We start from the raw sequence: 12,959 nt of genomic DNA, 5'->3' as shown, positions 1-12,959 counted from the left end.
AGGGGGTGGAACGCTTGTCTATGATGCCAGAAACAAAGCCAAAGCATACGCGACACAAGCCTGCACTGGCACTTGTCCTTTCCATTCTATACGCCGGTCTTGGTCAATTGTATAACCGCAGATGGGGCAAAGGGTTGACCCTGATTCTGTTTATGACGGCGTTTATCATCGTATTTGCCGATTTTATCGGTCTTGGATTATGGGGCATTACGACGCTTGGTACACTCGAAGGTGTCGACCATTCCATCATGCTGCTTATCCAAGGGCTCATTTCCATTTTTATTCTCGTTGCTTTTCTCGTCTTCTACGTTGTGAACATTGTCGATGCGTACAAAGAAGCCATTCGGATTCAAGATGGGCACCGCTCATTTACAATTAGAGAATCTTTCAGAAGTACATATGATAAAAGTTTTCCGTATTTGTTGTTATCTATTCCGATGGTACTCATGTCCTTTATCGTTATATTGCCGCTCATATTTATGGTGTTGTTGGCGTTTACGGATTATCACTTATACAATGCGCCGCCAGCGAATCTATTAGACTGGGTTGGGTTTGATAACTTTATTGCGTTATTTACCGTCGATATTTGGCAGAATACATTTTTCAGTGTGTTGTCATGGACGGTCGTGTGGACGCTTGTAGCGACGACGTTGCAAGTGAGTTTAGGTTTATTTTTAGCGGTCCTCGTTAACGACAAACGGGTGAAGTATAAGCGCCTGATTCGCACCGTACTCATTCTGCCGTGGGCCGTGCCGGCGTTTGTGACGATTCTTATTTTTTCTGCGATGTTTAATGATGGGTTTGGTGCCATCAATCGCGATCTATTAATCCCGCTGTTCGGGTTGGAAATTCCTTGGCAGTCGGATCCGTTTTGGACACGCACAGCGCTCATTATGATTCAGACGTGGTTAGGATTTCCGTTTGTGTTTGCGTTATTTACTGGGGTGTTGCAAAGCGTATCAAAAGATTGGTACGAGGCTGCCGACGTCGATGGAGCTTCGCGATTTTCAAAGTTTACGAAAATTACGTTGCCGCACATTTTATATGCGACAGCTCCGCTGCTCATCATGCAATACGCCATGAACTTTAACAACTTTAATATCATCTACTTATTTAATGAAGGGGGACCTGCAATTCGTGGGCAAAATGCCGGTGGTTCAGATATCCTCATCTCGTGGGTGTACAGCTTAACGTTCCAAAACCAGAACTACAATATGGCTGCGGTCATCTCCTTGATCATTGGTTTAATTGTCTGTTCGGTTGCGTTTTGGCAGTTTAGACAAACGAGGTCTTATAAAGAGGAGGGGAAAGTATTTTGAAACGGTGGAAGGATCGAATCGAAGTCTCAACCATATACATCATCATTCTCGTTATGTTCACCATCATTATCTATCCCTTACTCTGGACGTTCGGCATGTCATTAAATCCAGGCTCGAGTATGTACTCGGCGACAATGATTCCAGACAATTGGAGTTTCACCCATTACGAGTGGCTCTTCTTTGATCCCGCAAGTAACTACGTGACGTGGTACAAAAACAGCCTTATGGTCGCCGTAGCAAACTCATTTTTCTCGGTACTTACCGCGGCGCTTGTCGCATACGCCTTCTCAAGGTACCGCTTTGTCGGCCGGAAAAACGGATTGTACGTGTTGCTCATCTTGCAAATGTTTCCCGTGCTCATGGGGATGGTGGCACTCTTCATCCTGCTTAACTTCATCAACATGCTCGATTCGCTTGTCGGGTTGACGCTCATTTATATTGGCGGCAGCATCCCGTTCCAAGCGTGGCTCGTCAAAGGGTATTTTGATACAATTTCTAAAGATTTGGATGATGCTGCCCGCATCGATGGCGCAGGTCACTTGCGCGTCTTCTTTACGATCATGTTGCCACTAGCCAAACCCATTCTCGCCGTCGTGGCCCTGTTCGAATTCATGGCACCATTTATGGACTTCTTGCTCCCGCGGATTGTGCTTCGGAGCGCAGAGAACTACACATTAGCCCTCGGGCTGTTTAACATGGTAAACAATCAGTTTGCCAACAACTTCACAACCTTTGCCGCCGGTGCCATCCTCATTGCCGTACCGATCGCCGCCATCTACTTGTTCTTGCAACGTTACTTAATCGCAGGACTTGCCCAAGGTGGGACGAAAGGCTAAGTTTGAAAGGCGCGCTGTGCGCACCTTTCTTTTTTTAGGGTGTGCCGGGGCGACACTGGTTCGATCTTTGCTCGATGATCTGCGCCCTAGTTTTAGAAATGTGCGCGCAAGTTATCGGCTTTCCCTCACATTACCAGCCATATCCATCAAACTAGAGCGCAAATAGCCCCAACTGGAGCGCAGATTGCGCCCCCCGCCGACAGTGCGCGGTGGGGTTTCGCTTCGGCGCCGGAGGGGCCGATGTTTGCTAGGTTGTTCGGCAGAACAGCCTGGTTGATGATCTGCACTCTAGTTTTAGAAATGTGCGCGCAAGTTATCGGTTTTCCCTCACATTACCGGCCATATCCATCAAACTAGAGCGCAAATAGGCCCAACTAGAGCGCAGATTGCGCCCCCCGCCGACAGTGCTCGGCGGGGTTTCGCTTCGGCACCGGCGGCCGCTAAGTTATCATAAAAAACCGGATGTCCTTTACGGTGCATCCGGTTCTGGGCGGCTGATTTTCTAGACGTCTTCAGCCTCTAGTTTTCTATTTTCGGGCTTGTCTTCTTTCGTTACGTACAATGCCCCTAAGATGAGGGGAATTTGCAGTGGAAGACGCAACCACAACAGCGCAGGATGCATTTTCTTCCCTTTAATGTATGTTTTGTTTCTCATCGCCATGTATATGTTCGCTGGAAATACGAGGACCATGAACACCGCGAGTAGTTTGCCGATGACCGCTCGCCCCTTCTTCGCCCATATGGCGAATGAAAAAAAGAGCTCAAACGCACCAGAAACTAGAACAATCCCTTTACGAAAAGGTAATGATCTCGGTACGATGCTTCGGAACACACGCTCATTCGTAAAATGCAACGTGCCTGCAGCAAATAACAAGACCGAATATAAAATACGGAACACGTTTCTCAAAAAATCCCTCCTTCAATTCCTAGTCTATTCCTTTCATTCACTATCTTCAAACATTTCCAGGTAGACGATGAGAGCGATGAGTATTAGACTTACAAGTAGGAAAGAAGGAATAGACGTGACACATATCGAGAGTGGAACGAGAACGTATTATTATGCTTCAATCGCCTTATTTATGGCGGGTTTTGTTACATTTGCGACGATCTATGCAACGCAGCCGATGCTTCCCATTTTTTCATCGGAATTCGGGGTCCCTGCGCAAACGGCAAGTCTAACAGTTTCGGTCACAACTGGGATGCTCGCTTTAATTCTCCTCGTCGCCGCTCCGATGGCTGATCGGTTTGGCAGAAAAAATATTATGGTTTGGTCGATGTTTTTGACCGCTTTTATGGGCCTGCTTACTGCGTTTAGCCCGACGTTTAGTGCGATGCTCATCTTGCGAACGTTACTTGGCATTACCGTTGCAGGCGTGCCTGCAATCGCGATGACGTATATCGTCGAAGAGTTTGACCCCCGCGGTCTTGGGCGGATTATGGGTTTGTACATTGCAGGGTCGAGTATTGGGGGAATGAGCGGTCGGTTAATGTCAGGGGTGCTCACCGACATTTGGAGCTGGCAAACCGCCCTCGGTGTGCTCGGTGTATTGAGTCTCATTTTGAGCATCTGTTTTGCTTTCTTTTTACCGGCATCAAGCAATTATGTGCCCAAAAAGTCGTCCGTAAAAGAGGCGTTAGCCAAATACGGCGAGGTACTCCGCAGTGGACGGCTTGTTGCTATGATCTCTCTAGGGTTTATTCTCATGGGTGCGTTCATTGCGTTATTTAATTATTTTGCTTACCTATTAATGGAGCCCCCTTTTAATCTAAGTCAAACCGTTATCGGAGCCATTTATATTGTGTATCTTGCGGGCACGTTTAGCTCCGTTTATATGGGCAGGAAAGCGGATCGTTACGGGAAACCGGCCATCATTCTCGTCGGTGTCGGGTTAATGGCGGTTGGTGCTCTTGTCACATTAATTCCTTACGTAGCTGTGAAAATTATTGGCATTATCGTGTTTACGTTCGGTTTCTTTGGTGCACACTCAACGGCGAGCGCATGGGTGAGTCAAAGATCAGGGGAACAGCGCTCTCAAGCGTCGGCGCTATACTTGTTTGCGTATTATGCAGGGTCAAGCATCGCAGGAGCGATTGGTGGCTTCTTTTGGACGTCCTTTGCATGGATCGGCGTCGTTATTTTTATTCTTGTGTTGTTAGCATTGGCGCTTCCCGTCGTTCATATTGCGAACCGAACATCGGAGGTGAAAGAATGAGTCATGCGTTCATGAGCGTCATCGTATATGGAATGCTCGTTGTATCAGGAATGATTTTCGTCGATGGTCCGATTACTTTGGATACCCTTCTTTTGCCAAGTGTGGGCATTTTCCTTACCGTCGGTTTTGTCGAACATTTTACGATGAAAAAGAAAAGACAACCGCCACAATGGCTCGTGATTGGTTCATTTGCAATCGGGGTCGTTGTTGCTGGCTCGATGATTAGCGCTCATCTCATCATCGGCTAATCTAAGAAACGAAAGGAATGATCCGGTGCAACCATTAGTCGTTAGCCGCTTGAATAAACGATTTAAAAAGCATGAAGTTATTCAAGACTTAAGCTTTTCACTCGATCGTGGGTTAGTGTATGGATTTCTTGGCCCGAACGGGTCTGGGAAGACGATGACGATTCGCATGATTGCGTCCCTCACCTCCATGGATTCAGGGGATGTTCACATTGAAGGAAAGAGTATACGAACGGAGAGAGAACAGGCACTTCGGCATATTGGGGCCATCGTCGAGGACCCGGACTTGTACGGATACTTAACCGGTCGCCAGAACTTGCAACACTTTGCAAGCATGTACCCTGAGACAATTTCGGACGAGAGAATCGAAGAAGTCATTCGCCTCGTCGAGTTAGAGACCCGCATTGATGATCGCGTCAAAAAATATTCGCTCGGGATGAAACAACGCATTGGCATTGCCGTTTCCATTCTACACTCCCCGACCATCCTCATTTTGGATGAACCGACGAATGGACTCGATCCGAAAGGCATCCGCCAACTTCGCCATTATTTGCGTAAGCTTGCAGAAGAAGACAATGTAACGGTTTTCGTCTCGAGTCATCAGTTAAACGAAGTTGAGGTTCTATGTGATCGTGCGATTGTGATTAACGACGGGAAAGTTGTCCATGAATTGAATATGCAGAATCGACATTCGGGTACGGAGTATACCGTCTCTTTTGAAGTGCAACCAAAAGACCGAGCCATCCAGGTGTTAAGCGAATTTGGTAGTGCTCAAGAAACGGCAACAGCACTCGACTTAGCCGAGTGCAAGTATGAGGATATTCCTGCAATCGTTCGCGCGCTCACCGCTGCTGATGTAGAAGTGTTTGCTGTGAAGTATCAGCAACGTTTAGAAGAACGATACTTCTCGCTAACGGAAACGAAAGGTCGTGAGCCACGATGATGAATCTTCTAATTAACGAGTGGATGAAGGCTTGGTACGGAAGAAAAGTATGGATTTTTATGATCGTGATGGGTGTGGCAGTAACGTTCACATTTTTTGTCGCGCTTTTAATGAACATGAATTTCGACTTGATGATTACAACCGAAGATTTCATTACCGTCGGCTCGGCGATGAGCTTCTTCGTCATACTGTACAGTTTTGTGCTCATCACCGGTGCCATCTCTGGTGAATTTGCCTCGGGCACGATCAAACAATTATTGATTCGACCCGTATCTAGACACCGCATCTTGTTGTCGAAGTGGGTAGCAAGCTTATTATTAAGCATTGGGTTGTACGCCTTGATGATGCTCGTCATCTTTTTGTTTGGCCTGTTCTTTCCGCATCAGCAGTCCCTCGTTGATACGCTCATTGATGCAGGGTTGTTCGTGCTGTACGCCACTCCTACGTTCGTGTTTTACGTATCATTCGCAACGCTCGTTGGTGTAATCACAAGAAATACAGCCGTTACGGTCGTCATTACGATTTTGCCGTATTTCTTTGCTGATATCTTTTTAATGATTGCCAATCAGTACGAGTGGACACAGTGGGTCGTATTCCGACATATTGATGTGTTTACGAATTACCACCCGGCGAGCTTCTTTGAGCCACCGTTTGAGAGTATGTGGGCTTCGATTGGCTTTCTCGGATTGCACATCGCCGTCTTCTTAGCCGTTGCGCACATCGTATTCAAAAAACGCGACGTTATATAACGTCATCTAGCGAGTGAACGACGCTATCACGCACACGCACTTCATACACACGGTTGTCCTCATGAAACGCGAACAAGCCGTTGTTGAAGTCAGTGCCTAAGTATTTGAAGAAGATGCCTTCAAAATCCGTGTTCTTCTCGTGATTAAAGCTCAGTACGTAAGAATCGTCGGATTGCTTGATGAGGTAGGCGTTCACCCCACGCTCGAAGTTCCAGTCGGCTTCTGCATCGGCGCGAGGTTTCGGCACGACGTGCAGGTCAGCCGACGGCAACTCGTGCAAAAGAACGTCAATGATCGACCCACCAAGTAGCGTCGTCCAGAGATTCTCCACTTGCTGACCGATGACGACTTGTGTGGCTTCAACGTCCTCCGCTGTCTTCTTAATCACACGTGTGATGTTATGGGCTTGACTGTTCTCTATAATTAATTGTGCTTCACACTGTTCGGCAAGCTCTTGGAAGATACTCATGTCTACGAGCTTGTCGTTTTTGTAGTCGTCTTCAGGTAGCGAGTCAAAGATTAAAATATAGAGGCGGGCGTCGCTCGTCCGAGCCAGTTCGGCGCCGCGCTCGATGAGGCGTGTGCCATGATGTCCGTAGTTCACGCAAACGAGAATTCGTTCAGCCATTAGCGATGACTCCTTTTCTAGGCAAAGTGCTCAAAATGGTCGGTAAGTTCATGAACAATTCCTTTCTTCACATTCGCTTCGCAGATGTCGTTTTCGTCGTAAAATGCAAAACGCCCGTTGTTGAAATCGGTATGCCGATGTTTAAAGAATACCCCTTCATGCGAGGCGTCGGTGTCGTGATGGAAGTCGAGCAAATACGTACCGTCATTGTTCGGGTATAGGTATGCGTCCATCCCTTTTTCAAACGTCCATTCGGCATCTTCGTGGGCGTGATCGGGCGGGATAATCTTCACTTGGGTTGATGGCAAGTGATCGGTTAAATGGTCGGCAGTGGACCGGCCTAGAAACTTCCGCCACAACCCTTCGCTATACTCACCAATAATAATGTGCGTGGCTCCGATTTCCTTTGCCGTTTCTGCGAGGCGTTTCGCTGTCGTCAGCGCCCGCCCATCGCTAATAAGGAGGTCAGCAGAATGCTTCTCCGCCAATTTTTGAAATAGCGACATACCGACTATTCGATGCTCATGGTCCTCTTCACATGCCATATTGTCAAACAAATAGATTGTTAGTCGGTGCTCATCCTCAATATGAGTAAGCGCCTCCTGTATAAAGCGAAGGCCATTTTGCCCGTGCTTCACACAAATCATCGTGTGCTCGGTCATTCGTTTCACTTCCCTTTGGTGATTTCTCCAAATTATGCCCAAAGAAGCGGTGACGTATGCGCGATAGGTGGGGAGAACAGGTGGGTGAGGAAGTGCAAATGGGAGGATTGCGGTGGTGGGGTGCTTTGGTCTGCCAATCTGCGCTCAAGTGACTTTACCGCTAAATTTGAGAAACTTGAGCGCAGGTTTATCCAAGCCTAAAATCCAGCGACTTGTCGGTCCCCGTCGGGGACCGAAACGGAACAGGTCTCGGTTCGGCGCGGCCCGCGCCGACAGGATGCGGGTACTTTGGGGCGGGAGGAGCGCCCCGGCCCGCTACAGCCTGAGTGAAGTTGTATGAGAGCGCAGCGCCTGGGGCGCAAATTGTCACAAATCCTGAGATAAGTGACATTTCAGGAAGAAATACCGGCGGCTGAGAGTGGCAAATGTCACATAAAGGATCCAACTGGTCACAAAAAGTCGTTTCAGTGACAATCTGGGTCGATACGAGCCGGAGTTTTGGCATGGATGGTCACATAAATGATGATACGCCCGCCGCCGGGGACAGAAACGGAACCGGTCTCGGTTCGGCGCGACTCGCGCCGACAGGATGCGGGTACTTTGGGACGCGCCCCGCCCCTGTCCTCAGCGATACCCCCTCCCCCGCCTATTACAGACGAATATGCTCATAATGCGCGCGTACGAACGCATAGATTCCAAAGGCGATGACACCGACGGCGACGATGCCGAGCCAGAGACCGCCGAAGGGCTGGTCTTGTAAGGTGGCGAGGGCGTCATCGAAACCTTGGGCTTCATCGGGGTTAGAACGGATGGCGGTGATGGTGAAGAAGTAGCCGATAATGACGAAAATGATGCCGCGAGCACTGAAGCCGATTTTACCTGTGATGGCTGCGAAATGTTGTTCTTTTGGGGTCATTTCGTATACTTTAAAGCCGTCCATATGACGTTCTTTGAGCCCGGAATAGACTTGAAATAGACCCGTGGCAATAATGATGAGGCCAATAATGACGACGACGATAGCGCCAAACGGCTGAGCGAGCAAGTATGATGACACGGTGGACTCGCTATATTCGCTATTTGTGTTTTGGCTCATCGCGATGCGGAAAGCTTGCACAGAGACAAATGTGTAAATGCCTGCGCTTAATAGGTGACTCCCGCGCTGTACTAACCCACCTACAGCGGTGCCGTTACGGTCGATATCTTTAAACGTTTTTAAACACATGAGCATGATGAACCCAATTAGGCCAGTGCCGATGGCGAAGAGTAAAAATTGACCAAATGGAAATTTTGCTAATGAATGTAAGGCGCCCGTTGTGTTTTCGGTGTCACCGCCGACGCCGGCTGCTGCCATGAAGGCAAGAATGCCAATAAGGATGAACACCGTTCCTTGACACATGTAACCAAACCGTGCGAAACGATCGACCCAGGAAATCATCTGCCTCACCTCTTGTACATATATATCAAAGAAATGAAAAAATAGAAGAGGGTTTAATGGAAAAAGACCTCAATTCCAAAGGAATTGAGGTCCCGGTTTATTCGCTTCGAAATGCTGCGCGTAAATAATACAGCTTCGTTATGATGTAATAGCCGTATTGGAGTGCGGCTCCTAGTGTGATGACGAGCAAGCTGTTCCAAAGCAATGCGGTTCCACCCATGCCTTCTAAGATGCTGTTTAACATGAGAAACGCAAACGAGGCGTGCAGCGTTCCGACGGCGTAGGGCACAAAGAACAAGAAACGGATTTTGGAACCAAGTATCTTGCCGGCTTCTTTACGAGTTATGCCCATTCGATGTAAAGAATGCAATTGTTTCTTCGTTTCGCCGAGTTCGGTGAATAGTTTCAAATACAGCATACTACCTTGCACGATAAAGAAGAGCAAGCTGACGAATAAGCCGATAAATAGTGTTAAGGAAAATGCTTGTTGCGTCCCTTGATAGTCCGGAGCAGCCGCTTGGATGAAATAGTGATTCACATCCGTGCTCCCGGCGTCACGAAGAGCGTTGCTCACGTCAATTTGATCTTGCCAATCTTCGAATTCATAGCCGTAGGCGTGCGCACGCTCAACCCCATCTGCTTCGTCCCAACGCTCATACACCGCGTCTGATACGACCGTTTGCACGAAACCAGCATCTACAGTAGCAACAATCGCCTGTGCCCCCCGATCGATCACATCAAAAGATTCTCCGAATAGCTGAATCTCCTCGACCGTTCCTAGCGGATTCCCCGGCGTATTCTCAATTAACGGTGATGTGATAAACACTTCGTCTTCCGCGAGTGAAACAACATCCTCACCCCGATGTTCTGCGACCGAATTGTAATCACTTTCCTTGAGAATCACTGATGACGTTTCTGTATCGTCTACCGCAAATTGTGCAGTGAGCAGTTCCATATCAACCGTATATACGACGGGGGTTTCGTAATCAGAAATAATCTGCTCTGCTCGCTCTTGGTCAAGAATCGGTTCAGTATCATCGTCGAATTCCAGCCATGCTACGGACGTAGATAGTTGGCCAACAGCAATTCGATTAAAGAAATCATACGTTAAATAGACCGTTCCCGATGCCGTTAACACGACAGCGATAATCGTTGACGTCAAAAACAACATGTTCGCATAATCCTTCAGACGAAATAAAATATTCGTTCGCGTCACAAGGTTTGTGCCGTGGTATAGCGAAGGACGTTTGTATAACCGTTTATACACTGCCACAGTTCCTTGTCGGAACAACAAATACGAACCAAAAACGACAAAAAACAAAATGATCGGTATCAAAAACACAGCCGTCATCATCGTCGCCGTCGCCGCGATCACGTACCCTGCTACGAGCGACAACACCCCGAGAATCGAGAGAACGATCGAAGATTTTGGCATCACCTTCGGCTTTTGAGCATCTCGTAACAAGTCTTGAACAGACAACTTCCGAATTCTATGAAAAGAAAGAAGTGTAAGGGTCTGGAACAGAATGAAGAAGCCTACGGCTGTCAAAACATACGCCGATGGGACGAGTTGAAACTCAATCGGTACATCCATGTTCATCATCGAAGACATGAGCAATAGGAATAGATACGAAAATAACGTTCCAAGAGCAAGCCCTGCCCCGATGGCTAACACAGACGTGATCGTTTGCTCAATATAAATGAGCTTTCTAAGCTGAGATTTGCTCGTACCAAATAATGATAACAGGCCAAACTCTTTAGAACGGGTTTGTAAAAACGCCCGATTCGAGTAGGCGATAAAAAAGATGGAAAACAACACGATAATGACTTGTGCCATTATCATCCCGGTCCGAACGGCGTCAGCGCTACGAATGTCGCCACTCATCACATCCGGATGAAAGATGAATTGTGCATATATAAAGAAGATCGATACGGCGAACACACAACTGAGGAAATACGCCGCGTACCGTTGGGCATTACCAGTAATGTTCCTACGAGCGAGAAGGCGAAGGGTCATGGAAGTCACCTCCAAGTACGGAGAGCGTATCCAAGATTTTTTGATAGAACGTTTGTTGACGTTCGCCTTTGCGAATTTCTGTGAAGAAATGCCCATCCTTAATAAATACGATGCGGTCACAATAGCTCGCAGCCGTTGCATCGTGGGTCACCATTAAGATTGTCGCCTCTTGTTTTTGATTCATCGTGGATAGTGTATCCATCACGTTTCTTGCCGCTTTAGAGTCGAGATTTCCCGTCGGTTCATCAGCAAGCACGAGCGTTGGCTCATGAATAACCGCACGAGCGCAAGCCGTTCGTTGCTGTTGTCCTCCTGAAATCTCAGTCACACGTTTATCGAGAATATCGGTAATGCCAAGTTGTGAAGCGACATTCTCCAACCGTTCGGTCATCGTACGTTTGGAAACACGATCAAGTGCGAGGGGCAACAGTATGTTCTCGCGAACGGTAAGTGTATCCAAAAGGTTAAAGTCTTGGAACACAAATCCAAGTTGCTTTCTCCGAAAAATCGCCAGTTTGTTATCACTTAAGTTTGTTGGGTCTGTACCGCTAATCAACATCGTTCCGGCGGTTGGTTGATCGATGGTGGCAAGTAAGTTCAAAAGCGTCGTTTTTCCGCTACCTGAAGGGCCCATCACACCAACGAATTCACTCTTGTTCACCGTCAGGTCAAAATGGCTAAGCGCTCGATACGATAACCCTTCCTTTTTCGGATAATACGTCTTTCCGAGTCCTTGCACTTGTAAAATCTGCATGCTAGCCTCTCCTTTAGCTGGGATCATATGTGTAGTATAGGAGAGGAGCACACCGCCTCCCATCGATTCTTCTTGCAACGTATCTTACAAACTTGTCACAATGTTTTTGTTTGGAACTCAAGACGCATCGTCGTCCCTTCCCCTTCCGTCGATTCGGCAGTAAGTGAGTGCCCGAGTTTGGAGGCGATCGTCCGTGCCAAATAGAGCCCCATACCTGTCGACTCCGACTTCTTTCGACCGTTGTCTCCCGTATAAAAAGGTTCAAATATTCGAGGCGTGTCATGGGCGGGAATGCCAATCCCGTGATCTTGAACGAACAGCGTCGTATTCTCGCCCGCTCTGGATACGTGAAAATGAATTTTGTTTCCTTCGTTTGCATGAGAGTACCGAAGTGCGTTGAGCAGTAGCTGATGTAAGATGACGCGCAGCCACTTTGAATCGCTGTACACCGTCGGTTCATCAGCGACGATCGTGACTTCAGGATAGAGTTTTTTACGAATAAATTGCCGTTTCTCTTCGTTGATCACATCACGCACAATAAGGTGCAAATCAACTTGCTCCGCATGCAGGTCGAGGGAAAAGTGATCAAGGCGAGCGAGGTGGAGCATCAGTTCCAGTCCGTGCCGGAACCGGTCGTTCTCATCGTGGATGTCATTTAATAATTCTTTCACGCTAGCATCGTTAAACTGATTTTTTCCTTCTTGTGTGAGCAATGAAATGACGCTCATCGGTGTTTTCATATGGTGTACCCACTGATTTATAAAGACGTCATGCTGCCGACGTTCGGCGTCATACGTCTCAATCTGCTGCTCGAAGTGATCCTCGGCACGCTGTATCAACGTGAGAAGGTGGGCCGTTTCATTATTAGGCGCTGGCGTGACAGAAAGCTTTCTCGCTTCATCTGAAATGTACGGTTGGTTTTTCATCTTCGCGATTCTTTTTAGCAGTGCCCTTCTTCTCATAAAATCGATGACCAATCCAATAAGCAAGAAAAATGTCGTGAGGACGAGCAAGTAAATCATATTCGTTGCAACACTGTCAGTATCGGCAAAGTAAATGGTGAGAACAGCGACGAGAATAATAAGAAAGCTGTTGCCGTAAAAGAGCAGGATCAAAGGGATTCGGTCATATAAATAATCTCGTATCATCGCACGCCCC

General features: G+C 47.6%; 13 protein-coding genes. 6 read left to right on the top strand and 7 right to left on the bottom strand.

The window, feature by feature from the left end; all coding sequences use genetic code 11:
- The first annotated feature begins 23 nt into the window (after window positions 1-23).
- Together ACE1TF_RS05600 and ACE1TF_RS05595 are read left to right on the top strand one after the other, a co-directional pair.
- Window positions 24-1,319, top strand: a complete 1,296-nt coding sequence (locus ACE1TF_RS05600) for a carbohydrate ABC transporter permease (protein ID WP_375015661.1) — start codon at window positions 24-26, stop codon at window positions 1,317-1,319.
- Window positions 1,320-1,372: 53 nt separating this feature from the next.
- Window positions 1,373-2,155, top strand: a complete 783-nt coding sequence (locus tag ACE1TF_RS05595) for a sugar ABC transporter permease (RefSeq protein ID WP_193744268.1) — start codon at window positions 1,373-1,375, stop codon at window positions 2,153-2,155.
- Window positions 2,156-2,657: 502 nt separating this feature from the next.
- Here the strand turns inward: ACE1TF_RS05595 and ACE1TF_RS05590 are convergent.
- Window positions 2,658-3,053, bottom strand: a complete 396-nt coding sequence (locus tag ACE1TF_RS05590; RefSeq protein WP_375015658.1) for a DoxX family protein — start codon at window positions 3,051-3,053, stop codon at window positions 2,658-2,660.
- A gap of 124 nt (window positions 3,054-3,177) precedes the next feature.
- Here ACE1TF_RS05590 and ACE1TF_RS05585 point away from each other — a divergent pair, with 124 nt between their 5' ends.
- From ACE1TF_RS05585 to ACE1TF_RS05570, 4 genes are read left to right on the top strand one after another with little or no spacing between them, the layout of a single operon-like run.
- The gene (locus ACE1TF_RS05585; RefSeq protein WP_375015010.1) at window positions 3,178-4,368 is read left to right on the top strand and encodes an MFS transporter; all 1,191 of its coding nucleotides are present in this window, start codon (window positions 3,178-3,180) and stop codon (window positions 4,366-4,368) included.
- Entirely contained in the window at window positions 4,365-4,616 is a 252-nt protein-coding gene (locus tag ACE1TF_RS05580) for a hypothetical protein (protein ID WP_052364016.1), read from the top strand. Before ACE1TF_RS05585 ends, ACE1TF_RS05580 begins: the two co-directional genes overlap by 4 nt.
- 25 nt (window positions 4,617-4,641) lie before the next feature.
- The gene (locus ACE1TF_RS05575) at window positions 4,642-5,556 is read left to right on the top strand and encodes an ABC transporter ATP-binding protein (protein WP_375015007.1); all 915 of its coding nucleotides are present in this window, start codon (window positions 4,642-4,644) and stop codon (window positions 5,554-5,556) included.
- Window positions 5,553-6,305 (top strand): ABC transporter permease subunit, encoded by a 753-nt coding sequence (locus ACE1TF_RS05570; RefSeq protein ID WP_375015005.1) that lies wholly within the window; start codon window positions 5,553-5,555, stop codon window positions 6,303-6,305. The genes ACE1TF_RS05575 and ACE1TF_RS05570 overlap by 4 nt, the downstream gene beginning before the upstream one ends.
- Here the strand turns inward: ACE1TF_RS05570 and ACE1TF_RS05565 are convergent.
- The 6 genes from ACE1TF_RS05565 to ACE1TF_RS05540 form a co-directional block, all read right to left on the bottom strand.
- Window positions 6,298-6,933: a universal stress protein gene (locus tag ACE1TF_RS05565; protein ID WP_375015003.1), complete on the bottom strand. Its 636-nt coding sequence runs from the start codon at window positions 6,931-6,933 to the stop codon at window positions 6,298-6,300. The genes ACE1TF_RS05570 and ACE1TF_RS05565 overlap by 8 nt on opposite strands.
- 17 nt (window positions 6,934-6,950) lie before the next feature.
- The gene (locus ACE1TF_RS05560) at window positions 6,951-7,595 is read right to left on the bottom strand and encodes an adenine nucleotide alpha hydrolase family protein (protein ID WP_375015001.1); all 645 of its coding nucleotides are present in this window, start codon (window positions 7,593-7,595) and stop codon (window positions 6,951-6,953) included.
- Between the two features lie 649 nt (window positions 7,596-8,244).
- A complete protein-coding gene (locus tag ACE1TF_RS05555; RefSeq protein WP_375014999.1) occupies window positions 8,245-9,030 on the bottom strand; it encodes a DUF1206 domain-containing protein in 786 nt (261 codons plus the stop codon).
- Between the two features lie 97 nt (window positions 9,031-9,127).
- Window positions 9,128-11,047: an FtsX-like permease family protein gene (locus tag ACE1TF_RS05550; protein WP_375014997.1), complete on the bottom strand. Its 1,920-nt coding sequence runs from the start codon at window positions 11,045-11,047 to the stop codon at window positions 9,128-9,130.
- Window positions 11,022-11,801, bottom strand: coding sequence for an ABC transporter ATP-binding protein (locus tag ACE1TF_RS05545; RefSeq protein ID WP_042403388.1), 780 nt, complete (start codon window positions 11,799-11,801; stop codon window positions 11,022-11,024). Before ACE1TF_RS05545 ends, ACE1TF_RS05550 begins: the two co-directional genes overlap by 26 nt.
- A gap of 95 nt (window positions 11,802-11,896) precedes the next feature.
- The gene (locus ACE1TF_RS05540; protein WP_375014993.1) at window positions 11,897-12,949 is read right to left on the bottom strand and encodes a sensor histidine kinase; all 1,053 of its coding nucleotides are present in this window, start codon (window positions 12,947-12,949) and stop codon (window positions 11,897-11,899) included.
- Between the last annotated feature and the right edge of the window lie 10 nt (window positions 12,950-12,959).

It is taken from the genome of Geomicrobium sp. JSM 1781026 (assembly GCF_041949955.1).
Classification (GTDB): domain Bacteria; phylum Bacillota; class Bacilli; order Bacillales; family Marinococcaceae; genus Geomicrobium_A.
Note: the sequence above shows the minus strand (reverse complement) of the source record. Positions and strands in the feature narration are given on the sequence as shown.